The sequence below is a fragment of the Yersinia sp. KBS0713 genome (genome assembly GCF_005937895.2).
GTDB lineage: Bacteria > Pseudomonadota > Gammaproteobacteria > Enterobacterales > Enterobacteriaceae > Yersinia > Yersinia bercovieri.
Genome location: NZ_CP042173.1, coordinates 1614672 through 1638498, shown reverse-complemented (window position 1 = coordinate 1638498; position 23827 = coordinate 1614672). Strand labels below are relative to the sequence as shown.

Genomic DNA, 23827 nt, shown 5'->3' with positions numbered 1-23827 from the left:
GGTGGGTTTTGTTATTTTAGGGGTGAACCTATCCGGTAATAAAGATGGTCACTAGCGCAAGTTAAGCCATTTCTTGTGGCTCATGAGTATCTCGCTCATAAGTTCTGCGTAACACGTCAATCTGTTGCCATAAAATAAGCGAGAGAACTTCTTTTGTATCTGCTCGATCAAGGGTGACGATGGCGTAAATCAGGGCGCGGCAGTGGTCGATTAGTTCTTCTAATTCGCGGGGCGAATCATCGTACATGGCGCACCTCCAACAGGAGGGCGATAGGGAGCGATACAGGTGGGTAGGTAATGGTATTGCAAGGGGGCTTAGTCGTCGAATCCATGATGACAACCTCTCAGTTGAAGGTGGTTAAACTCACCGCCCGAGGTTCCAATCTCTTAATGGGTGGTGAACTGAGCAAGGTTGGAACTACCGGTCAACAGAGAATCCGGCGCATCTTGCGATGCCCCTGCCCAGCTCACCATTGATTACAGATGTAGCCGTGCTCCGCACATAATAACCGCTTACACAGTTATGCGCCCTGTTGAAATACGGGGTTCCAAACCCGGCAGCAGATTTTTCCGCTGCGGCGTGACTATAGCCCAACCGCGATCCACTGTGCAATTGACCAGTATCATTTTAGGACAAACATTTTTTTTGCTGTAAAAATAGCGAGTTATTGAGGCAGTACAGGGAATAACGATGAATGATAGATCAAGAAAAGAATTAGGTGCAGTAAATAAGTAAGCAGGTGACGTTTAAAGCAACATCGCCTGCTAACATTAGGGACTCAGCCTTTGAATTAATGGCAGAGTTGAGTCAGCTCTTTTTCACTCAGACCGGTCGTTTTCATTACGAGAGTACGATCAACGCCATTAGCCAGCATAGCGCTAGCAATTTTCAGGGCTGTTTCTTGCGCCCCTTCCATGCGGCCTTCTATGCGGCCTTTTTGTTCCAGTTTCTGTGCAATCGTCATGAGTACCTCTTCGTGCTGTGGTAGACGGTGGGCCAGTTCCCAGATAAACGTTTCCGGCGTGAGAGCTTCACCATTCTGTAGCATGTAATTCATCAATGATACTAGCTGATCTTCCGTATTGTAACCTCTTGATAGCAGTGTGACCAGTGGTTCCATCAGCTCGGATATGTCACGTTGACGAATGTGCTTCTGCAACAGTTCTAGCATGGCAATGCCCCGGTGGCTCATGATCTCATCATCTGGGATCACCGTGATATCGACCAGCGGGAAGCTGCCGCCATAGAGTTGCCCGGCCAGCACTGGCTGGTTGAACGCTTGTAGCCAGCTCATGGGATACGGGTAGGGTGTGACCTGCCCATGATAGAACAGGATAGGTATCACCAGTGGCAGTTTGTCGTTACCCGCATCGAGATGGCGCTGCATGGCGGCGATGGCATAACGCATTAACCGAAAAGCCATATGCTTATCAGGTGAACTTTGATGTTCGATTAGGGCGTAAATATACCCGTCCTGCGTCTGCGTTTTCAGCGAGTAGAGTACGTCAGAGTAATAGGCCCGCAGGTTATGTTCGATAAAACTACCGGACTCCAGTTGTAGGGTATTTAAGTCACATATTTTTCGGTATTCAGGCGGTAAGTGGATCTCCAAAAAGTCACGGGCAGTTTGTTGATGGGTAAGAAATTGTTTAAAAATAGCATCATGGGGTGTAGGTGTGGTTTTCATCGGGCGATATTAACACTATTCCTTTATCATATTGAATATTAAGCTTTATTTTCAGATTTTTATTACATGCAATCAATAAGGTTACTTTTATACTGCTTCCGCAGGAGGCTATCCACACGGAAGCAGTCATGAGTTAATAAGATTTAAGAAAATAAAGTGATATACAGTCTGTGAAGTATTATTTGTATAAATTATTTTATTCAAAATATTTATAAGTTGTTTTTTGATAATAACTTTAGCTATCGGTAAGGTGGTTTTGATAACTGTTTTTTTCAATTTTATTTAATTCGTCAATTAATGCCGCTGTCATTTCTGCAATCCAAAATAGCGCTAATTCCCTGTCCTCTTCTTGGCAATTACTACTCGTGACCAACCTTGCAACCAAATCAATACGATCCAAAGCCAAAGATTCAAAAAATAGATCTGTCACGACCCTACCCCTCTATTTACTCTGTTTTCACTGTGTTTGCATACAGTACAATAATATTAAAAGATTAGGGTACTGATAACCTTACAATCTAAGGAAATTAAAGGTTCCACTAACTCCATCCCGGCCAACGTTGGTGCTCCGGTAGTGGCGCAACTTCCTCTAACCGACCATTTTTAAGCCTGACTGAACGATCAGCATAAAATTGCAGGCTGCTGCCCCGTTCCAGTATCGCTATTTCCTCCTCATTACCCCAAAAACCTCTCAGGCGTAACTCTTCTGTTAATCGTTGCCGGGACTCCGGCGTACAGTTATTGACAGAACTCCTAGCGGCGGCGTTGCCGCCAGAAAAACCTAAAACCCCGGCCTGCGCTGCGCTTTCGGCCAACTTCGGCACAATCTGCCACTTAACCAGACGGGTGCAGATAAGGGATTCAAGCCCCAATAAAGGGGAATAAATGCCCTGAATACGCTGCACATCTTCGGCGTAGATGTTGCCCATTTCGGTGATCTCATAGGACAGGCGCACAGTCAGACAATTCCGGCTCACCATCGGCCCACCCTGAAACTCGGTGTAGGCATACCAGTTGCCCACATCCGCAGCAAAACGCACGTTATCCATATCCTGATCCGGTAGTATTTGCCCGTCTCCCGGCAAGCGGCGTAACTCGCGCCAGACGGTGACCGGCGCACCACCGATTTGCTGAAACTGCCGAATACGCCAACGGCTGGCCCATGCGGTGACTGCTTTGGCCATCTCTCGCGCACTGCCGCCGGTTTCGCCATCTTCTTCCTCGCCCAGCGCGTAACCGTCGATATTCTTTGATATATATTTCGCGATATAGCCGGTTGCACTGCCCTTGGCCGGATCAATAGGTTCAGCATGGAAACGGGCTTTCAGTGCTTCGGGGCTTTGTAATGTTTCTGAATCTTCCAGCCGGGCGTAATAGCAAAGAATGTCGCGCACCGGTGAGACGTGCTGCGGCAGCATAAACAGCAACACATGCCAGTGTGGGGTGCCATCGTGATGCGGCTCTACCACCCTAAAACCAAAGACATTAATCCCGGCGCGGGCAATGGCGGCACGGGCTTTAGCCCATACACTGCATAAGTATTTTTGTGTCTGCCGGGGGCTGGCCCCATTCCAGTTGGTGACAAAGCCGCCACCGTGATACACCGCATGATATTTAGACGGCGCGGTGATGGTGTAGAACTCCCCCACACAGCCCATTTCATTGGCTAAATCTTCAAAACCTCGCATTCTAACCATCAGTTCACATCTCCGTATTGCGGGATTGGCGTTGCTGCCATTCACCATGTCTTCTAACGAAACTCGTTCACCGTCCTGATTTTCCAGCTCAAATGCCTTGAAAAACTCACGGTTGCGCCGCTTCTGTTCCACCCATTCAGCCATGGTTGACCGGCTGACATAGGCTGACGCTGATTTCTGTACTTGCCCCACCGCAATGGCCATATGTTCACGGCGCAGATCACGCAGGCGTTTTAAACGTACACGCCACCAATTCGGCGACATCATGCGCAGCAGGCCGGATTCAATTTTTCGCGGGTTAATTGTCTTGCGGCTGGAATTGAATTCCCGCCAGTACGGCGGTTCAGTTCCCACTTGTTTGCTCAGTTTTACAAGGCAGATATAGGCCCGTTGGGTGCGCTGCCAGAGTTCTTTTGGGTCGCTGCTCTGACTGGTGAAATTACGTTCGATATAGTCGGTAAAACTTTCAGACATAAAATCAGCCACCCGGTGGGACAGGTTGCGTAACTCATCCCGGCCAAACGATGGCAGGCGTTCGAGATCATCAGCAAAGGACCACGGTAAGAAACCGGGCGCGTTGATGACCGGCTGGTACTGGCGGTTAACCATCTGTAGACGTGGCAATACATTCTCGCCCACCGTAGTGCGTAAGAATGTATTGGCATGGCGACGGCCTTTTGATTGGTACAAGTTGGAATATCGATCACCAAAATAGCGGGCCAGAAATTGGGGCATCCCGCCTAAATACTGGCTGCGCCATTGGTGGTCAGTCGGGTTCTGAACAAAGAGTTCGTCTTCGGTGATGCTGATATCTTGCGGGCGGCGTAGCCCCTCCGGCTCCCGGCTGAACTCGCCATTAAAGGGTAAAGACAGGGATAAAAACTCCCCGTCGATAAAGTCATTTACTGGGCGCTGGATGGTAGCGGTCATTCGCTCCAGACTCGCCCGTAACTCATGTACCCTAGCGTTTGAGGCAGGTGCATGTGACTGACTCCAAATTTAGGTAATAAGGATCCCCGACCACCGATGGGAGGCCGTTGGTATTTGTGGCTTTGGCTAATTAATGCAGGTGTGGCGTAGTGCTGGCTGAGGCACAAGAGTGGTTAATTTGTACTAGCCCGTGGATCTCAATGGTTTTAATCCACCAGTTATTAATATTCCAAGTGACGACACCTAGCCCCAGCGCACTGGATATATAAAAAATGGCGCGAATAGAGGCTAGCGCTTCAATTTGATCACTGTTTGATTCCGCCTCACGATATGCCCGGCCCCAAAATGCCGCATTGGCCGCAAACCATTGATGGGGGTTGGTCAAATGCATGGTGTCATTAAACATCACTGGCTGTAATTCAATACGGTTGCCCACTGAACGACATTTACCCAAGAAAAATTGAGCATAATTATGGGCTACACCCCAGTGGTCAAAATCTGCCATCAAACCCGCTTTATCTACTGCGATTACTTTCATCCTATTTCCTAATTATCACTGTAATGAATATTGACCATTGGTTGGGCTGTAATCATTTCCGGGCCGTAAGTTTTGACGGGTGCCGGTTGATGCTGCGGCTTTCGGTTGCACTTATTCCCTTTCACAAAATCTAGCGTACCGACTTGACCGAACGTATCTACCAGCGCCCGTAATCGCTGAATCCCTCGCTGCAACTGATGTAATTCTTCACGGGAAAAATCATCCCACAGATACCGGCAGTGCTCTGATTTCATCCCTGCGGAGTGGAGTAAAATTCCCCGGTGCTGTGCCGGGAGTTTTTCCCATATCACCCTTGCCCGGCTGTGACTGCCGGTCACTTTGTTGCGGATAATGGCTATCCATTTGCTGTTATTGGCCGACATGGTTACCCCCTTAATCCCATCAAACGGAACCACCACCGGCGGCGCTTGGTTTTAAAGATAGGTTTACGTGATTCCCCTAGAAACACCACTCGGCTGGCGCAGGGTTGCCAGCGCTGGCCGTTTGGTAATTCAATCCAGCCGTGGTCAAAATGGCTTAATTGTTGGCTGGGTGATTGTTGTTTCAGGTAGTTAGCGAAAACTTTCATAAGTTCCTCAGTTCAGGCCCGGAACCGTCCGCTAGCGCTGATAAAGTCAACCGCTGCGGCCAGTGCTGGCGTGGATTGGAAACGCGCTTCAACCGAGACAACAATCAGCGACAGGTCACGAATGGCCTGATTCGCACGGTCAAGAATGGCGTTTCTACGGGATTGCGTCATAGGCCCGGCGGTGACGGTTTCACCGGCAATAGCACCGATAGCTGCCGTAGCGCTCAAGGTATGAATAGGTAAATTAGCGGGATTGGCTTCATTAACCGGTACCGCTGGCAAGCATTGCAGTTGAGACAGCAAGCCATCAAGCAGGGTTGGATCTTCGGTAATGTCAGTGAGCGTCAACAGTTCTATGCAGCTCAACTGGTGCGGCTGGTCAGGATTAAGTTTGTTACGCAGGGTCTGCGGCTTCATACCGATTTGCTCGGCAACCGCCGTTAAATTGTTATTCCGGGCGAAAGCACGGCATGACATATCAAAGCGCGGGTGTTTAGAAAGCTGGAAATCAAACATGGTCGATACCCTCCCAATAACGCAATATCGAACTAGGCGATTGCAATATCACAATTCGAGAGAGCATCTACGGTGAGTGCAGCCATGTTGATCATGACTTTTTCGCGCTTCATATCTTTATCTTTCCGGAGGCGATGACGGGTTAAACGACCATCGGCCAACATCGCTTTGATAGTTTCTGAATCCAAACCGGTTAACTCGGCATATCTCTCAACTGTGACGTGAGGAGTTAGAAGAGTGATTGAAATATTAGGTCTCATGATGCAACATCCCCTATTCGCTTGTGGTGAGCGGTAGTAAAGATTAATAATGGGTGGTTATTCACTTTTCGAGATGAATTTAATCTCTCGAAAAGTGAATGTCAATCAATAAACTTCATTTTTCGAGATTAACATGGATCTTCGACGTGGTGGCCAAGCGGCAATTGACCGGATGCTGGAGGCTTATGGCTTCGGTACAAAGCAGGCTTTATGTGAGCAACTAGGCATATCTGCCAGTACATTAGCCAACCGTTATCTACGTGATACTTTTCCCGCAGACCTCGTGATTCAGTGTGCTTTAGAGACTGGCGCATCACTGCGTTGGTTAACTACTGGTGAGGGCGCGATGTATGAAAATGCTAAACAGCTTGATATCGTGCAGATTCCTCGCCAAAAGTTGTTAGACGGCAAACTCTACGACTCGAATTTCTATATGTTCGATAAGGCGTTCTTACCTGACGGATTAAAAGACCCGGTTGTTATCCTTGATGGGGATGTCACCTATATTGCTGATCGCAAGTTCGATGAAGTTCAGGATGGTAAGTGGGTTGTTGATATAGAGGGAAAGGTTAGTGTGCGAGACATTATTCGTATTCCGGGTGGTAAAGTGCGGGTTGAGGGTGGGAAGTTTTCTTTTGATTGTTTAATTAATGAAATCACAGCAAAATCTAAAATCATGAAAATTTCATTTAATATTTAGCATAATAGTAAAATGAGGTATCAAATGAGTACGTGGAAAGAGGCATTTGAAGCTAGAAATGATTTAAAAGACTACGGAGATAATGGACTTGCATTATTTGCTTTAGCTCTACGTTTCAATATTGATGATTTAGAAACTGTGGCAGCCGAATCTATTACTGATGGGCATGATGACAAAAAATGTGATTTGGTTTTTATCAATCAAGAAGATGAATATGCTGTCATAGCTCAATGTTATATGTCTACTAAAGATAGACAAGAGGCTCCTGCAAACAAAGCAAGTGACTTGAATACGGCCTTACCTTGGTTATTGCAGCGAGATATTAATGAAGTACCCGAAAGGTTAAGATCTGCCGCAAAAGAAATTAGAGCTAAAATAAACAATGACGAAATTAAAAATATTTACATTTGGTACATTCATAATTTACCTTGTTCAAAAAATGTAAGAAATGAGCTAATAACTGTCCAGCAAACTGCAAAAACTATCTTAGCAAATGATTTCAAAAAAGATAAGATATCAGTTGAATCAACGGAAGTAGGTGATTCAATGTTATCCGATTGGTACAATGAATCATTGTCTCCAATATTAGTTGACGAATCCTATTCTATAGATTTAGATGGTGGCTATGAAGTTAATGGAGATGGTTGGAAAGCGTTCTGCTCAAGTATCCCAGCAAAATTTTTGCATAGAACATATAAAAAACATAAAACAAAAATATTCTCAGCCAACATAAGAGATTACTTGGGTGCCCGCTCATCAAACTCAAACATTAATAATGGAATAAGGAAGACGGCTGAGCATTCCCCTGGAAATTTCTGGGTATTTAATAATGGCGTAACTATACTTGTTCATTCATTCAACTACTCAAAAGATACAGAGAAATTAAGTATTCGTGGCCTGTCAATAGTAAATGGGGCTCAAACTACCGGTGCAATTGGCTCACTCAGTCGCTCTCCATCAGATGAAGCAAAAGTTCAAGCTCGCTTTGTCTGTGTGAATAATGGAGATAATGAGTTAATACAAAATATAATTCAATATAACAATAGCCAAAATAAAGTTGAAGCGTCAGATTTTCGAAGTACTGATAAAATTCAAAAACGGTTAAAAGAAGAATTTTCACAATTAAAAGATGTCGAATACGACGGTGGTCGTAGAGGTAGTGCAGCTAGTGTAATAAAAAGAAGAGCAAACTTACTACCGTCCTATACTGTAGGCCAAGCATTAATGTGTTTTCACGGTGAACCTATTTCAGCATATAACCAAAAGTCTGGAATATGGATACAAGATAATCTATATTCAAAAATATTTAATGACAACACAAAAGCAACTCATATAATTTGTGCTTATTCATTAATGAAAGCAGTGGAAAACAAAAAGAAAATTTTAATTAAAAAATCGAGTTTGCAACAGATGGAACTACAGCAGCTTGACTATTTTAGAAAGCGAGGTTCCATATCGCTTTTCTGTTCAGCTATCGCCCATTGTCTTGAGACATATATGTCTCGTAAAGTCCCTAATTTATTCAGGGTTTCATTTGGTGAAAAAACCTCACCTGAAGAAGCAGAACAAATTTGGGAAAAGATTATTGATGTAACACTTCCTTTCTGCACACAATTACAACCAGCGTTGGAAGATGGTGGCCTGAATAACTCATCAAAAGTGAATGCGGTGTTAATTACATTTAGTTCTCTAGTTTTAGCCACAGCGGTAATGAATGCTCCGATCTATGCAGAGTTTTCATCAAAAATTCAGCCTATTTAGTAATTCCTTGTATATATTTGGAATAACAAACATTGACCACTGTCTATTCATGGGTCTTCCCCGATCATGGTGGGAGACTCAGAACGCCATGTTCAGCTTTCCGTAGTGGAACAGCACACCCAGTTTGAACCGTTCTTTATTCCTAAAGCCTCGTGACTTGATCCTGAGCAGGCGTATTTTGCTGTTTAGAGACTCCGCATTACCGTTCGATACTCGGTGTTTCATTGCATTTAGGATCCCGTAAAGACGCTTTGCCACCATGCGGGCAACGCTTGCCATGAGAGGGATCCCGCTATTCTTTGCCATTAACATCCATTCTTGCCACAGCCTGCGGCTATGCCTGTCATAACGCCTGTGCCAAAGGTCGCGGGCAAGTTCTTTCATTACCCAACACTGGCTAGTTTCGGGTAATACCAGACGTGCTACTTCCAACCGTTCCGCCCTGCCTCCGTGTCGATTTTGTTTACCGTAAAACCACAGATAACGCGAGCGATGAGCCCCTTTCCTGTCTAACGACGAGATGCGTTTCATTTCCGTCATTCGTGTTTTATCAACAACGCCGCAGAGCGTTTTTGCCACATGGAAGTGGTCGAAGGCGATTTTATCCACGGCATTGGGAAGATGGATCCGGGCTGCGCTGATATAGGCCATGTTCATGTCCATCGACAACGTTTTTATCTCATCCAACTGGTGATCGCTCAGGCTACGCAGATAGCTAGCAAGGCTCTCAACGCCGCGGTCATCTGTCAGTTTCAGAGCCCGGCCTTGCCGGTCAGAGATAACGGTGACGTACTTATGGCCTTTTTTGAAGGCCACTTCGTCCACGCAGAGGTGGCGGGCCGATAAAGGCCTTTTTATCCGGGACAGGCCCCGTTTAACGGCACGCACCATGATACCGTCTACGGCATTCCAGCTCAGCTTAAGCTGCTTTCTGACGGCATCTACCGTGCTGATTTTCAGCCATGAGAGGACAAAAAACTCGAACAACAACGTGTACCTGCTACCGGGTCCAGCCCAGGGGACGGGCAGTGTCTGGCAACCGTGTTCAGGGCAGTCAATGCGTGGGACATCAGCTTCAACCAGCGTGGTGAACTGGCAAGTATCGAGGTGACGCCATTTACGGTGTCGATGGTCATGTATAGGGCAGGATTTACCACAGGTCGGACAGGTTAACTGAGTATGTTCAGCGATGCCGACAGTAACTGTCACAGAACCGGCATTTTCATCGAGAGAAACTGATTTGACCTGCCACGGCGCGGACAGGTTGAGAATGTGTGCATAGAGGGACTTTTCGTCCATGGCAGGCTCCTCAGAAAATCAAGACTGCCACTATAATGCCCTCAGCCACCACAACAGGGGAAGACCCCTATTCATACAGTTAAATGACTCCTTATCTTCCAAGGGGGTTATCAATGTCAGTACGCAAACAACCAACAGGTCAATGGCTATGTGAGTGCTACCCGGCAGGCCGTACAGGTCGCCGGGTGAGAAAAATGTTTGCGACTAAAGGTGAAGCCCTAGCCTTTGAACGTTACACCATGGATCAGGTGAGCAATAAACCTTGGTTGGGTGATGCACCAGACCGCCGCACGTTAAGTGAGGTTGCCGAACTTTGGTATAACCTGCATGGCCGTTCTCTGGAAGCCGGTGAAAAAATTTATAAGAAACTAGAATTGATAGTTGCTGCGCTGGGTAATCCCCCCGCTCATAGTTTGAGTGGCAAAGATTTTGCTCACTACCGCTCTAAGCGTTTATCTGGCAAGATTTATTTCTCAGAGAAATGGAAGAAAGGTGCCAAGCCGGTCACCGTGAATCTGGAACAAAGTTTTTTGAGCGGTATGTTCAGCGAGTTGGCCAGATTAGGGGAATGGAACCTACCGAACCCATTAGACAACCTGCGTAAGTATGCAGTGGCAGAAAAAGAGATGGCGTGGCTCACCCATGAGCAGATTAAAACGCTATTGGCCGCATGTAGTTTTGGCCGGGTAGATTTGCCAATGGTGGTAAAAGTTTGTCTCAGCACCGGGGCGCGATGGAATGAAGCGGAGAAACTCACCCGCTCACAAGTTAGCCCTTACAAAATTACCTTTGTCAGAACAAAAGGTAAAAAGAACCGTAGCGTGCCAATCAGCAAAGAACTTCATGACGAGTTAGTCGCGTTAGAGGGAGACCGTCTGTTCAGTGAATGTGATTTCCGCTTTATGGCCGCAATCAACACCACAGACATTAAATTACCCACTGGCCAGCTTACGCATGTTTTACGCCATACCTTTGCCGCTCACTTTATGATGTCCGGGGGCAACATTCTGGTATTACAGCGCATCCTTGGTCACAGTGATATTCAAATGACAATGCGCTATGCTCACTTTGCGCCAGAACACTTAGAAACCGCAGTGCAGTTCAACCCGCTAACCACCATGAAAGCTGGCGACAAAGTGGCGGCGGAGGTTACTCTTCCCTAGGATTTACTACCCCTCAATAACTAATCAACTCATTGCATTTATTGTATATTGTTGTTTTATATAGAGTAATTAGACTAGTCGGGTTTTTTCTTGCCTGGAATTTGAGTTCTGCCCCTCATATCCCCCTTAAGGCTTTCTTAAGACAAAATTATTACAGTAATAACATTCCCTATTTCTGCTCAGGTTATTTCGTGAAGACCAGCAAACACCCACCTCAATGCAAACACGCGCCTCAATATGAGGCCACCACACCAACATTAAATAGCATCTCAACAACACCAACAATTAAGACAAACTCCCTTTACTCATTGCCACTAACATTCTATTTTTGGCAGGCTTTTGGGTTGGCAATCAGTGGATTACTCTTTCTCTGGCTAGCCCGCAACGAGCAGTTGGATTGGCTTATCAGTAATTATTGGTTTGATCCCGTCGGGCGGAACTTTCCGCTGGAACATAACTACTGGCTGGATTTACTGAATCACCGGCTATTAAAAATCACCATTATCAGCGCTGCTGTGGTGGCTTTGTTATGGGGTCTTTATCGCCGAAATGGGCGAATAGTCACCAGTATGCTGTTGTTTGGTATTGGCCCGTTGGTGATAGGCATTCTAAAAGCCACCAGTGCACACTCATGCCCTTGGGATCTGATGGCGTATGGCGGGAAATCCCTCAGTTATGTGCTGATGGGGAGTGCGCCTGTCGGTGCAGGCCCTGGCCACTGCTTTCCTGGAGGCCATGCATCCAGCGGTTTTGCTGTTATGGCACTGTTTTTCTTGTTTTATCCGGAGCGGCCACGGCTGGCGACCCTGTGTTGGTTCGTCGGTGTCACTCTTGGCATGTTGATGGGGTTTGGTCAAGTTATGCGCGGCGCACACTTCCTGACTCACAACCTGTGGGCGGGTTGGTGGGTATGGCTTAGCCAGTTAGCTCTGTTTTGGATGATTAGCGGTTATTACAACCGTGATTAAAGGACAAAATAATGGAACAAATGAATTACTTTTTCTTTTCCATGATTAATGCGACTCCCGCATCATCACCATGGATGATTTCTTTTGCGACCTTCATCGCACGTGACTTGATCATGATTGTTCCTGTGTTGCTGGTAGGCTTGTGGCTATGGGGGCCGAAAAACACCATGGACTTACAGCGCACAATGGTCTCCAAGGCAGCTATTGCTCTCGCTTTTTCCATGCTTTCAGCGGCGTGTATCGGCATGCTTCTCCCCCACGACCGGCCTTTTGCCGTTGGCCTTGGCTATAATTATCTAAGTCATGCCCCGGATAGCTCTTTCCCGAGTGACCATGGCACCGCTATCTTTACCTTCGCCTTAGCCTTTGTTTTCTGGCACAAAATCTGGCCCGCGATCACAATGATGGTGATAGCTATTGCCATTGCCTGGTCACGGGTCTATCTGGGGGTTCATTGGCCATTAGATATGGTGGGGGCTTTCTTGCTAGGGATTATCGGTTGCCTGTTCGCTCAGTTAGTGTGGAATCTATTCGGAGATGCTATCTCGAGTGGCATGAAGCGCCTTTATCACCTGAGTTTTGCCTTACCGATCAGTCGCGGGTGGGTCAGAAGCTAACAACGCCACGTTATTTATCTCACATTGCCGATTGCCCCATAATGATCGGCACTGTTTTCAGCTTACCCCCACGTTAAAAAATATTTTTAAATCAATAAATAACAAACAGACCTATCTCCCCCTCACTATTAATGTTACTTAAATAACAAAAATCATTGTAACCAGTGAATGTTAGCTTTGTTTTACCCCAAGAAATGTTACCATTATAACAACAGAGCCAACTTACAGATAAACAAAAGGATAATAATCATGACAATCAATTACGCTAATTATATCGACCATACCCTCTTGGCAATGGATGCCACCGAAGCACAAATTATTAAGCTGTGTGAAGAAGCCAAACAACACCATTTCTATGCTGTATGTGTGAACTCAGGTTATGTTCCACTGGCGGCTCAGCAGTTAGCCGGCAGCCCAGTTAAAGTGTGTTCAGTCATTGGCTTCCCATTGGGTGCGGGTCTGACTGAAGCAAAAGCGTTTGAAGCTCAAGCGGCTATCAATGCCGGCGCACAAGAGATTGATATGGTTATCAATGTTGGCTGGCTGAAAAGCGGAAAAATAGCTGAAGTCAAAGCCGATATTAAGGCCGTGCGTGATAATTGCGCCTCCACACCGTTGAAGGTAATATTAGAAACTTGCCTGCTCAGCGACGCACAAATCGTCCAGGTGTGTGAGATGTGTCGTGAGTTAGATGTTGCCTTTGTGAAAACTTCAACAGGTTTCAGCACCGGTGGCGCTAAAGAGGAGCATGTAAAATTGATGCGTACCACGGTAGGCCCGGTGATGGGGGTTAAGGCATCCGGTGCCGTTCGTGACCGAGCCACTGCTGAAAAAATGATTCAGGCAGGAGCAACTCGAATTGGTACCAGCTCTGGGGTTGCTATCGTTTCAGGCCAGCAAGCGGCCGAGTCAAGCTACTAACATATGATAAGCCCGGTTAATACCGGGCTTATTTATTGCCCTGTGCTGTTTTGCAGCCCAGGGTATAGCAAATTTTTTCAGGAATCTCTTATGGAAACCCGCCGTGCAGAACGAATTAATAAACTTACTCAGGTCCTAAAGCGTTCCGATAAAATCCATCTAAAAGAGGCCGCAAACCTGCTACGGGTTTCAGAGATGACCATCCGGCGGGATCTTAGCGCCGAACCGACCGCAGTTATTTTACTCGGCGGGTATGTGGTGATGGACCCCAAAAGCAACAATGCCAATAGCTATTTTGTCTCTGATCAACAGGCCAAGCAGGTTGAGGAGAAACGGCGCATTGGTCAGTTAGCAGCTCGCCTGATAGTGGAAAACGATACCGTTTTTTTTGACTGCGGTACCACCATCCCCTCAATCATTGACGAGATCGATGAAGAACTAACATTTACCGCAATTTGTTACTCCCTTAACACCTTTCTCTCCCTGCAAGATAAGCCCAATTGCAAAGTCATCCTGTGTGGCGGTGAGTTCAAACCCAATAACTATATTTTCACCCCTATCAGCCAGCATAATGAACTGGATAATATCTGCCCGAATAAAGCTTTTATCTCGGCGGCGGGAGTTTCAATTGAGTATGGCGCAACCTGTTTCAACTTCGATGAGATCCTGTTGAAGCATCGTGCCATTGCCAAATCTCAGCATAAAATTCTGGTCGCCGACCACAGTAAGTTTGGCAACATAAAGCCCGCCAGTATAGGTGCTTTGACTCTCTTTGATGCAGTAGTCACCGACCGTCAGCCTGATGCTGAATTCAGTCAGTTCTTTTTAGCGCAGGGCATCAAGATCGACTGTTAACCTTGAATTACATAGTAAAAATATTATTTTTATCTTCGACGGGTGGTTTGCTCTACCCGTGAATTACTAGGCAAAAATCTGACTATATTTAGGTTGTATAAATCCCGCCTAATAACCATATTTTATTTATGGTTAAGCAATATTCCCATCTTGAAATTTTTAAAACACAATTTCATTATTTATCTGGTTCCGATAAGCGCTGAATTTAAGGTAAATTAATTTAACATTTAGCCTTCTTTTAACCCATTTAAATAAGAGAATAGCGGAAGCTTTTGTCTGACAAATTACCGACTGTAAAAAACTCCATAACAAATATGCCGATATTCATCGCTAGATTATTCTCACCTACGATAATCCACAGCGCTGATTTCATATTCGACTGATTATATTAACATCAGATTCATAAATTGCTTGTATGTCAGAATAATATAATAAATACATAAAAATCAATAGATTGAATTAATTCCTCTATTTTAAACTAATGATATCCATCAATAAATCAGCGAAAAATTTGAATTATGCTAGATCCATCATCATGGTTAAAATATATTGCACGCCAAGAGATGGACGATAAAGAATAGACTGTTTGTTTATTGACCATAAATGAAAATAGACTTTTAAGCGCCTTTAGTGATGAAGTTTAAACATTCACATAACAATCAGTTGTAAATTTGCAACAAGTGACCTAAAACGAGTTTATTAAGCATTTGAGAGCAGGATCACGGTAGTTTTCACTACAAATCGTTATCTTGCCGCCAGCAAAAACTACCAAGCTCACGGTAACAACAAAAATAGCCAATAAGGCGAATTACGCGCCGAATATTGGTTAAATTTTGCACTCTATTTTTTAGATATAAAGCACCACTACGGCACCAAAGTAATAACCAGGGCACTCATTTTAACCGAATCGTTTTTGACTGAATTTTTCACCTGATAGTGAAACTCAATAATGCACTACAGGTATCTAACTTTCGGTTCTTAATTTTAAATTAACGTGTTCACTATGGAGATTTTTCATGGACACTACTCAAGCAGGCACCCTTGCCTCCACGGGAAAAGTTTCAACATCTACCTGGCGTAAAAGTGACACCATGTGGATGCTGGGTCTATACGGTACAGCAATAGGTGCAGGTGTATTATTCCTGCCAATCAATGCGGGTATCGGCGGTCTGCTACCGCTAATTGTGATGGCCATCATTGCTTTCCCGATGACCTTCTTTGCTCACCGTGGTCTGTGCCGCTTTGTGCTTTCAGGTAAAAACCCAGGTGAAGACATTACTGAAGTGGTTGAAGAGCACTTCGGCATCGGCGCAGGTAAGTTGATTACACTGCTTTACTTCTTCGCTATCTACCCAATTTTGTTGGTTTACAGTGTCGCGATTACCAACACCGTCGATAGCTTCATTACCCACCAGATGCATCTGCCATCACCACCACGTGCCATCTTGTCACTGATTCTTATCATTGGCCTGATGACTATCGTGCGTTTTGGTGAGCACGCCATTGTAAAAGCAATGAGCATCCTGGTGTTCCCATTTGTTGCGGCATTGATGCTGCTGGCGGTGTACCTGATCCCTAACTGGTCTGGTGCCATCTTCGAGCACGTATCAATGGACGGCAATGGCACCGGAAGCGGCCTGTGGATGACCATGTGGCTGGTTATTCCGGTCATGGTGTTCTCATTCAACCACTCCCCGATCATCTCTGCGTTTGCGGTCTCAAAACGTGAAGAGTACGGCGTTGATGCTGAGAAAAAATGTTCACGCATTTTGGCTTTTGCTCACATCATGATGGTTGTCACGGTCATGTTCTTCGTCTTCAGCTGTGTTCTGAGCCTGTCACCGGCTGATTTGGCAGAAGCGAAAAGCCAAAATATCTCTATTTTGTCTTACCTGGCTAACCACTTTAATACCCCAATCATTGCCTACATGGCACCGGTTATTGCCTTTATCGCTATCACCAAATCGTTCCTGGGTCACTATCTGGGCGCACGTGAAGGCTTTAACGGCATGATGATTAAGTCTCTGCGTAGCAAGGGCAAAACCATCAATCATGACAAACTGAACCGCATAACTGCGCTGTTCATGCTGGTAACAACCTGGATCGTTGCAACCATGAACCCAAGCATTCTGGGCATGATTGAGACTCTGGGTGGCCCGATTATCGCCATGCTGCTGTTCCTGATGCCAATGTACGCAATCCATAAAGTGCCAGCGATGCGCAAATACAGTGGCCAGATCAGTAACGTATTCGTGGTTATCATGGGTCTGATTGCTATCTCTGCCATCTTGTTCAGCCTGTTCGGCAAATAATACTGAGGCTGGTCATCTTCCACGGCCAGCCTATCTAACGCAGTAATCGTTTCAAAAGCCGGTGCGTCCGCGTCGGCTTCTTATTCCACGGCTTTGTAAGCGAATTAATAATTAGAACCTTTAAGAGGCTAATATATGGTCAGCGTTTTTGACATTTTCAAGATTGGTATTGGTCCTTCCAGCTCCCATACCGTCGGCCCGATGAAGGCTGGCAAGCTGTTTACCGATGATTTAATCACACTGGGGCATCTTTCTGCCGTCACGCGAATCACTGTGGATGTTTACGGTTCACTCTCTCTGACCGGTAAAGGTCATCATACTGATATCGCCATTATTATGGGTTTAGCGGGTAATCTGCCCGATACCGTTGATATTGATGCCATCGCCGGTTTCATCCGCGATGTAGAACTGCGTCAGCGCCTGCTGTTAGCCAATGGCAGCCACGAAGTTGATTTTCCTGCCCAGGGTGGGATGAACTTCCACGAAACCAATTTGCCACTGCATGAAAATGGCATGTCCATCACGGCACATGCCGGTGATGAGACACTTTTCAGTAAAACCTACTACTCCATCGGCGGTGGCTTTATTGTCGATGAAGCCCACTTTGCTCAGCAAGATGGTCACGCGGTTTCGGTGCCCTACCCGTTCAACTCTGCCCGTGACTTGCAAAAACACTGTAAAGATACTGGTTTATCACTGTCCGGTTTAGTGATGCAAAATGAGCTGGCGTTGCACAGTAAAGCCGAAATAAGCGCACACTTTGCCGCTATTTGGCAGGTCATGTGCGCCGGTATTGAGCGCGGTATTAACACTGAAGGTCTGTTACCTGGCCCAATGAGAGTGCCACGTCGTGCCGCAGCATTACGCCGTATGTTGGTCACCACCGACAAGCATAATGCCGACCCGATGATGGTTGTCGATTGGATCAATATGTATGCGCTGGCCGTCAACGAAGAGAATGCAGCCGGTGGGCGGGTTGTCACGGCACCGACCAATGGCGCATGCGGCATTATTCCTGCAGTACTGGCGTACTACGATAAGTTTATTCGCCCGGTGAATGAGAACTCCTACAGCCGCTATTTTCTGGTGTCTGGTGTGATTGGTGCGCTGTATAAAATGAACGCATCCATTTCTGGCGCTGAAGTGGGATGTCAGGGGGAAGTGGGGGTTGCCTGCTCAATGGCCGCAGCCGGCTTGGCTGAATTGATGGGCGGTAGCCCTGCTCAGGTCTGTATCGCCGCTGAAATCGCCATGGAGCACAATCTGGGGCTGACTTGTGACCCGGTTGCCGGGCAAGTTCAAGTGCCTTGCATTGAGCGCAACGCGATCTCCGCGGTACAAGCCGTCAACTCTGCCCGCATGGCGCTGCGCCGCACTAGCGAACCCAGTGTCTGCCTGGATAAAGTCATCGAAACGATGTATGAAACCGGCAAGGATATGAACGCAAAATACCGCGAAACCTCCCGTGGTGGGCTGGCAATCAAGGTTGTTGCCTGTAACTGAGTGATTGCCGCATCGAGAGTAAACTGAGGTTACTGGCAAACCTATTTTATCGCTCGGGAGCGACGGGGCGACTACACCGATGGGTACTCCGACGGCTTACGCCACTTGTATTTTAAATAAGTAGTGGCCCATTCGGCACATCTCCCCGCCAATCAGCTTTGTTAATGGTTTGAAATGGCTACTGAAAAGTAGCCATTGAGGTTAATGACCAAGCTGCTGATAGCCCAGTGAGTGAAGGGTTTACCGCACCCAGGGGCACTTCGGTGGCTCACGCCACTACGACCCCAACGGCACGATCCCCCTTCATTTGACTTTGTCAGCAGCCTGCATTTTCCTTATTTATCAGTGACCTGAAATTAACCGAAAATACCGCCAAACCACTGGCTGAACTTCATCATCACAAAGTCCCACATGCGGCTAAAGAAACCGCCCTCTTTGACTTCATTTAGCACCACCAGCGGGCGCTGCTCAATGGTTTTGCCATTAAGCTGAAAATCAATAGTGCCGACCACTTGATGCTTCGTCAGTGGCGCGCGCAGTTCAGTCTGATCCAGCTTGTAACTGGCTTTCAGGTTCTTCATCTGCCCTTTCGGGATGGTGATAGCCGCATCTTCTGCGACACCAAGCTCTGCCTGACCGGTATCACCAAACCAGACTTTCTGCGTCACAAAAGGTTTCGTGGTTTTAATCGGCACCACAGTTTCATAGAAACGGAACCCCCAACTCAGCAGCTTTTCACTTTCACTGAATCGAACCCGATCACTGGGCGCACCCAATACCACCGAGATCAAACGCATCGGCCCATCGGTGGCAGAAGCCACCAGGTTATGCCCCGCACCAGTAGTAAAGCCGGTTTTCATACCATCAACATTGAGATTTGTATTCCATAACAGACGGTTACGGTTAATCTGTCGAATCTTATTAAAGGTAAATTCCTTCTCTTTATGTAGCGCGTACTCTTCTGGCACGTCGCGAATCAATGCCTGCCCCAGCACCGCCATATCACGAGCGGTACTGTACTGCCCCGGCGCATCAAGGCCATGCACTGTCATAAAGTTAGTATTCGTCAGCCCCAGCGCTTTGGCGTAATTATTCATCAAACCAACAAAACTGTCCTGACTACCAGCCACATAATCTGCCAGCGCGATACTGGCATCGTTACCTGACTGAATAACAATGCCTTTATTCAAATCGGACAATTTCACCTGATCGCCCGGTTTCAAAAACATCAGTGAAGAGCCGCGCAGCGCCGGATTACCGGTGGCCCAGGCATCTTTCCCCACTGTCACTAAATCATCTGGATGCACTTTACCGGCTTTAATTGCCTGTCCAATCACATAGCTGGACATAATTTTTGTCAAACTGGCGGGATCAAGGCGCTGGTCACCGTTAGCTTCAGCCAGCACTTTTCCACTGTTGTAATCCATCAATACATAGGCTTTGGCATCGACCGGAGGAACCGCCGGATCATCAGCCGCGTGCGCTGTGGGTAGCGCCAGGAGCAATAAACCGGCACTGAAGGTAAATTTTTTTATCTTTAAAGGGAGGATAAATTTCATCATGAGGTCGCCAGAGTATCCTTGCAAATAATCGGAAATAAGTGGTGTTTCCAGAAAGTACCACGGTCCAATTAGCGAAAAAATAACGTCTTTCTACTGATACTGAACCATTAGTTTAGTCACACTTCAGTACCTTTTCTAAATTTATCCCATTGCCGTGTCAATTGGGCGTAGTTTTACCTTTTGTTTTGTAAAGACCCCCGTTTTACCTATTTTTGATGGCTATACGGCTAAACATCTCCCTATCTGAACGTCCCGACACCTAAGCACCTAAGCGTCTAAAAATCAATAAATATATTCCAAAAAGGAATAAATACAGGTTATTTGTTCTTTTTAGTGCCTAAGCTGCTGGCGCTATGATTCAGCCAATAGGTTGCTAACCAACTCACTCAGTTAATTCATTTTTTGAAGCACCTTTTATTGGAGAAAAAAATGGCTATTCCTCGCTCGGTGCTTGATCTTATCGGCCACACCCCTCTGCTGGAGCTAACCCGCTTTGATACCGGCCCGTGCCAACTGTTTGTGAAGCTGGAAAATCAAAACCCCGGCGGCTCGATTAAAGACCGCGTCGCGCTCTCCATGATTGAGCAGGCGGAACAAGATGGTTTGTTGCCGCCCGGCGGCACCATTATTGAAGCAACCGCTGGCAATACTGGCCTCGGGCTGGCGCTGGTTGCCGCGCTGAAGGGCTACAAGCTGGTTTTGGTGGTGCCGGATAAGATGAGTCAGGAGAAGATTTTCCACCTGCGGGCCTTGGGCGCTCAAGTGCTACTGACGCGTTCGGATGTGGGTAAAGGCCATCCGGCTTATTATCAGGATTATGCGCTGCGACTGGCGCAGGAGACCCCCGGCGCTCTCTATATTGACCAATTCAACAATCCGGCCAATCCTGCCGCGCACCGGAGATCCACCGGCCCAGAGCTGTGGCAGCAGATGGGCGAACAGATTGATGCCATCGTGGTGGGCGTCGGCTCCAGCGGCACACTCAGTGGCCTAAGCCAATATTTCGCGGATCTCTCGCCGACGACGGAGTTTGTCCTGGCTGATCCCGCCGGATCTATTTTAGCCGATTATGTCGACAGTTCGCAGATTGGCGATGCGGGCAGCTGGCTGGTTGAGGGCATTGGGGAAGATTTTATCCCGCCACTGAGCAACTTTTCTCAGGTAAAAAAATCCTACCGCATTGATGATGCCGAAGCCTTCAGCACCGCCCGCACCCTATTGCGGGAAGAGGGGGTGCTGGCAGGCTCCTCCACCGGCACCCTGCTGGCCGCGGCATTGCGCTACTGCCGTGAGCAAACCAGCCCCAAACGGGTGGTCACTTTTGTCTGTGACAGCGGTAATAAATATCTGTCAAAAATGTTCAACGACTACTGGTTACTGGAGCAGGGTCTACTGAGCAAGCCGCAGCATGGCGATTTACGGGATTTCATCACCTATAGCCATCAGGATGGCGCAACAGTTTCTGTCTCGCCGCAAGATACGCTGTCGGTCGCCCATGCCCGCATGCGCTTATATGACATTTCGCAGTTGCCGGTGTTAGACGGGGAAAAAGTGGTTGGTTTAATCGACGAGTGGGATCTGCTGAATGCGGTGCAAGCCGATGCCAGCCATTTCAAATTACCCACCAGTAGCGCGATGACCCGTCAGGTCAACACGTTACAAAAAGAGGCGGATTACCGCTCTCTGCTGGCCACGTTTAATGATGGTCATGTCGCGGTGGTGCTGGATGGCGAGCACTTTCTCGGCCTGATTACTCGCACTGATGTTTTGAATACCTGGCGTCAAAAGCTGGTTTAATTTTCTCATATTAAGGATTTTTATCATGGCAAAGTTTGATACCCTGACCGTCCACGCCGGTTACACCCCAGACAGCACTGGCGCAGTGATGCCCGCTATTTATGCAACCTCCACTTTTGCGCAACCAGCCCCCGGCGAACATACCGGCTATGAATACTCCCGCAGTGGCAACCCCACTCGCACCGCGCTAGAGCAGGCCATTGCCGAGCTGGAGGGCGGCATTCGTGGCTATGCTTTCGCTTCTGGCCTGGCGGCCTGCTCAACAGTGCTTGAACTGCTGGATCAAGGTAGTCATATCATTGCGGTTGATGATTTATATGGCGGTACTTATCGCCTGTTGGAGAAGGTTCGCAGCCGCACCGCCGGTTTGCGGGTGACTTATGTCTCCCCTGCGGATACCGCCGCGCTGGAGCACGCGATTCAGCCCGATACCAAAATGATCTGGGTGGAGACGCCAACCAATCCGCTGCTAAAACTGGCTGATTTAGCGGCCATTGCGGCGATTGCCAAAAAGCACCAACTCATCAGTGTGGCCGATAACACCTTTGCCTCACCTTACATTCAACGCCCGCTGGAACTCGGTTTTGATATTGTGGTGCATTCAGCAACCAAATACCTTAATGGTCACTCTGATGTGGTCGCCGGAGTCGCGGCGGTGGGCAACAACCCTGAACTGGCGGAGCAATTGGGCTTTTTGCATAACGCCATTGGCGGGATTTTAGACCCCTTCAGCAGTTTCCTGACACTACGGGGCTTACGCACCCTGGCACTGCGGATGGCGCGACATAACCACAGTGCGCAGCGCATCGCCGAATGGCTTGAACAGCAGCCGCAAGTGGAAAATGTCTACTATCCGGGGCTAAAAAGTCACTCACAGCACGCGCTGGCAACCAAACAGATGGCCGGTTTTGGTGGCATGATTTCGGTGCGACTGAAGGGGGATGACAGCTACGCCCGCGCAGTGATTAAGCGCTCACATCTGTTTACCCTGGCCGAAAGCCTCGGTGGCGTCGAAAGCTTAATCAGCCAGCCATATAGCATGACCCACGCCTCAATTCCGCTGGAAACCCGCTTAAAACACGGCATCACTCCGCAATTACTGCGCTTATCCGTGGGCATTGAGGATACCGAAGATTTGATAGCTGACTTAGCGCAAGCGCTGAACGGCGAGCTTTAAATCAGATAAATACGATAGGTGTGATATTCACGCCTATCGTTATCCCAGCAGCAACAAGCACTAAACCGCCCTTTGCCAGACATGCCCGCGCTCTTCAAAAATCAGTTTTTCCATCGATTGCTGGACTTCAGAATCTGCCAATATACGCAAAAAATGCCCCACATCACTGGCTTCATCAATCGACTCCACATAAAGCGCGCGCAGAGCGACATCAGCGGTGCGTGGCAAGCTGCTCTGCCCCTTTTCCCAGCGAGCAATCGTTTGGACATCCACCCCCAGTAGTGCCGCAAGTGATTTTTGCGACATATTCATTTCAATACGTATAAAACGGATTTCGTCGGCAAGTAGTGGACTACAGCGGTTAACTAATATTTTACCAATCAGACGATGCAAACCATCAACATCATCAATACTGGTAAAATGCTCGCCATCAATAACGTCACATTGATAGCCATTAGCCAACCACACTGTTGTTAAGCCGCTCTCCGTATAGTGATGCATGACTTTCTCTCCCTTACTTAATCATGACCGTGATAACGAACAGAGTAGGATCGTTTTCATGCCGTTTCAGTACAGTAACCACCTCGATCACATCTCCAGCAGCGATACCTTGCAAGTTAAACTTCCAATCGCCAGCCGCAGTTTGGTGTGGTGCTTCGGTAAACCGACTGTGCTTGCTGGCAAAAACAGATAAAATTTGCCGCAGTGTTATGCGCCGTTCAGCGATCCTTTGTTTGGCATGTGTGCTCATCCGAATACGACTGGTATGATTCGTCGCCAAATCATTCACTATTTTACGTACTGAAATAGGGCTAAGCGGAAACTCACTGATAGCCATGCCCTGATAGCACAAAGGTGTATTAGATTCCATTCAATCACCCCCCTCTTTTATACCTATCATTTTGATAGGCAAAAAAGAGAACGTCAAGAACAGATCAAGAGAAAAAAGAGCAGAGTGGGTAGTGCGGATGAGC

24 protein-coding genes are annotated in these 23827 nt (G+C 47.2%); 11 read left to right on the top strand and 13 right to left on the bottom strand.

Annotated elements, in window-relative coordinates:
- Positions 1 to 61 precede the first annotated feature (61 nt).
- The 9 genes from FFE93_RS07740 to FFE93_RS07700 all read right to left on the bottom strand — a co-directional run bounded on the left by FFE93_RS07740 (position 62) and on the right by FFE93_RS07700 (position 6218).
- Positions 62 to 247, bottom strand: a complete 186-nt coding sequence (locus FFE93_RS07740; protein WP_005276294.1) for a hypothetical protein — start codon at positions 245 to 247, stop codon at positions 62 to 64.
- A 544-nt stretch (positions 248 to 791) separates the two neighbouring features.
- On the bottom strand, positions 792 to 1688 hold the full coding sequence (locus FFE93_RS07735; protein WP_054872917.1) for an Rpn family recombination-promoting nuclease/putative transposase: 897 nt from the start codon (positions 1686 to 1688) through the stop codon (positions 792 to 794).
- A 235-nt stretch (positions 1689 to 1923) separates the two neighbouring features.
- Positions 1924 to 2118 carry a hypothetical protein gene (locus FFE93_RS07730; protein ID WP_005276288.1) on the bottom strand — a complete coding sequence of 65 codons (195 nt, stop codon included), beginning with the start codon at positions 2116 to 2118 and terminating at the stop codon, positions 1924 to 1926.
- Between the two features lie 109 nt (positions 2119 to 2227).
- On the bottom strand, positions 2228 to 4315 hold the full coding sequence (locus tag FFE93_RS07725) for a replication endonuclease (protein WP_138775008.1): 2088 nt from the start codon (positions 4313 to 4315) through the stop codon (positions 2228 to 2230).
- Between the two features lie 130 nt (positions 4316 to 4445).
- Positions 4446 to 4853 (bottom strand): hypothetical protein, encoded by a 408-nt coding sequence (locus FFE93_RS07720; RefSeq protein WP_138775007.1) that lies wholly within the window; start codon positions 4851 to 4853, stop codon positions 4446 to 4448.
- Positions 4854 to 4861: 8 nt separating this feature from the next.
- Positions 4862 to 5236: a hypothetical protein gene (locus FFE93_RS07715; protein ID WP_005276282.1), complete on the bottom strand. Its 375-nt coding sequence runs from the start codon at positions 5234 to 5236 to the stop codon at positions 4862 to 4864.
- A gap of 2 nt (positions 5237 to 5238) precedes the next feature.
- A complete protein-coding gene (locus FFE93_RS07710) occupies positions 5239 to 5442 on the bottom strand; it encodes a phage filamentation protein Fil family protein (RefSeq protein WP_005276280.1) in 204 nt (67 codons plus the stop codon).
- A 12-nt stretch (positions 5443 to 5454) separates the two neighbouring features.
- The gene (locus FFE93_RS07705; RefSeq protein ID WP_005276278.1) at positions 5455 to 5958 is read right to left on the bottom strand and encodes a phage regulatory CII family protein; all 504 of its coding nucleotides are present in this window, start codon (positions 5956 to 5958) and stop codon (positions 5455 to 5457) included.
- A 32-nt stretch (positions 5959 to 5990) separates the two neighbouring features.
- Positions 5991 to 6218, bottom strand: coding sequence for a hypothetical protein (locus FFE93_RS07700; protein WP_032819427.1), 228 nt, complete (start codon positions 6216 to 6218; stop codon positions 5991 to 5993).
- Between the two features lie 133 nt (positions 6219 to 6351).
- Between FFE93_RS07700 and FFE93_RS07695 the strand changes: the two genes are divergently transcribed.
- Together FFE93_RS07695 and FFE93_RS07690 are read left to right on the top strand one after the other, a co-directional pair.
- On the top strand, positions 6352 to 6918 hold the full coding sequence (locus FFE93_RS07695) for a phage repressor protein CI (RefSeq protein WP_138775006.1): 567 nt from the start codon (positions 6352 to 6354) through the stop codon (positions 6916 to 6918).
- Positions 6919 to 6942: 24 nt separating this feature from the next.
- Positions 6943 to 8679: an AIPR family protein gene (locus tag FFE93_RS07690; protein ID WP_138775005.1), complete on the top strand. Its 1737-nt coding sequence runs from the start codon at positions 6943 to 6945 to the stop codon at positions 8677 to 8679.
- A gap of 78 nt (positions 8680 to 8757) precedes the next feature.
- Here FFE93_RS07690 and FFE93_RS07685 read toward each other — a convergent pair whose 3' ends face one another.
- Positions 8758 to 9978 carry an ISL3 family transposase gene (locus FFE93_RS07685; RefSeq protein WP_138775004.1) on the bottom strand — a complete coding sequence of 407 codons (1221 nt, stop codon included), beginning with the start codon at positions 9976 to 9978 and terminating at the stop codon, positions 8758 to 8760.
- Between the two features lie 113 nt (positions 9979 to 10091).
- On the opposite strand from FFE93_RS07685, the gene FFE93_RS07680 reads away from it, so the two are divergent.
- From FFE93_RS07680 to FFE93_RS07650, 7 genes are all read left to right on the top strand, one after another.
- Positions 10092 to 11141, top strand: a complete 1050-nt coding sequence (locus FFE93_RS07680; RefSeq protein ID WP_138775003.1) for a tyrosine-type recombinase/integrase — start codon at positions 10092 to 10094, stop codon at positions 11139 to 11141.
- A gap of 308 nt (positions 11142 to 11449) precedes the next feature.
- The gene (locus tag FFE93_RS07675) at positions 11450 to 12109 is read left to right on the top strand and encodes a phosphatase PAP2 family protein (RefSeq protein ID WP_005276254.1); all 660 of its coding nucleotides are present in this window, start codon (positions 11450 to 11452) and stop codon (positions 12107 to 12109) included.
- Positions 12110 to 12120: 11 nt separating this feature from the next.
- The gene (gene ybjG / locus FFE93_RS07670; protein WP_005276249.1) at positions 12121 to 12726 is read left to right on the top strand and encodes an undecaprenyl-diphosphate phosphatase; all 606 of its coding nucleotides are present in this window, start codon (positions 12121 to 12123) and stop codon (positions 12724 to 12726) included.
- A gap of 249 nt (positions 12727 to 12975) precedes the next feature.
- A complete protein-coding gene (gene deoC, locus FFE93_RS07665) occupies positions 12976 to 13647 on the top strand; it encodes a deoxyribose-phosphate aldolase (protein ID WP_005276247.1) in 672 nt (223 codons plus the stop codon).
- A gap of 90 nt (positions 13648 to 13737) precedes the next feature.
- Positions 13738 to 14502 carry a DNA-binding transcriptional repressor DeoR gene (gene deoR / locus FFE93_RS07660; protein ID WP_032898262.1) on the top strand — a complete coding sequence of 255 codons (765 nt, stop codon included), beginning with the start codon at positions 13738 to 13740 and terminating at the stop codon, positions 14500 to 14502.
- Positions 14503 to 15518: 1016 nt separating this feature from the next.
- A complete protein-coding gene (locus FFE93_RS07655) occupies positions 15519 to 16814 on the top strand; it encodes an HAAAP family serine/threonine permease (RefSeq protein WP_032898261.1) in 1296 nt (431 codons plus the stop codon).
- 135 nt (positions 16815 to 16949) lie between these two features.
- Entirely contained in the window at positions 16950 to 18317 is a 1368-nt protein-coding gene (locus FFE93_RS07650; RefSeq protein WP_005276234.1) for an L-serine ammonia-lyase, read from the top strand.
- 356 nt (positions 18318 to 18673) lie between these two features.
- Here the strand turns inward: FFE93_RS07650 and FFE93_RS07645 are convergent, their stop codons facing one another.
- Positions 18674 to 19879 (bottom strand): serine hydrolase, encoded by a 1206-nt coding sequence (locus FFE93_RS07645; protein WP_054872778.1) that lies wholly within the window; start codon positions 19877 to 19879, stop codon positions 18674 to 18676.
- Positions 19880 to 20308: 429 nt separating this feature from the next.
- Here FFE93_RS07645 and FFE93_RS07640 point away from each other — a divergent pair, with 429 nt between their 5' ends.
- Together FFE93_RS07640 and FFE93_RS07635 are read left to right on the top strand one after the other, a co-directional pair.
- Positions 20309 to 21676 carry a pyridoxal-phosphate dependent enzyme gene (locus FFE93_RS07640; RefSeq protein ID WP_138775002.1) on the top strand — a complete coding sequence of 456 codons (1368 nt, stop codon included), beginning with the start codon at positions 20309 to 20311 and terminating at the stop codon, positions 21674 to 21676.
- A gap of 25 nt (positions 21677 to 21701) precedes the next feature.
- A complete protein-coding gene (locus FFE93_RS07635; protein WP_005276225.1) occupies positions 21702 to 22853 on the top strand; it encodes a trans-sulfuration enzyme family protein in 1152 nt (383 codons plus the stop codon).
- A 60-nt stretch (positions 22854 to 22913) separates the two neighbouring features.
- Here FFE93_RS07635 and FFE93_RS07630 read toward each other — a convergent pair whose 3' ends face one another.
- Together FFE93_RS07630 and FFE93_RS07625 are read right to left on the bottom strand one after the other, a co-directional pair.
- Positions 22914 to 23354 carry a helix-turn-helix domain-containing protein gene (locus FFE93_RS07630; protein ID WP_032898259.1) on the bottom strand — a complete coding sequence of 147 codons (441 nt, stop codon included), beginning with the start codon at positions 23352 to 23354 and terminating at the stop codon, positions 22914 to 22916.
- A 13-nt stretch (positions 23355 to 23367) separates the two neighbouring features.
- Positions 23368 to 23724: a DUF4258 domain-containing protein gene (locus tag FFE93_RS07625; protein ID WP_005276218.1), complete on the bottom strand. Its 357-nt coding sequence runs from the start codon at positions 23722 to 23724 to the stop codon at positions 23368 to 23370.
- Between the last annotated feature and the right edge of the window lie 103 nt (positions 23725 to 23827).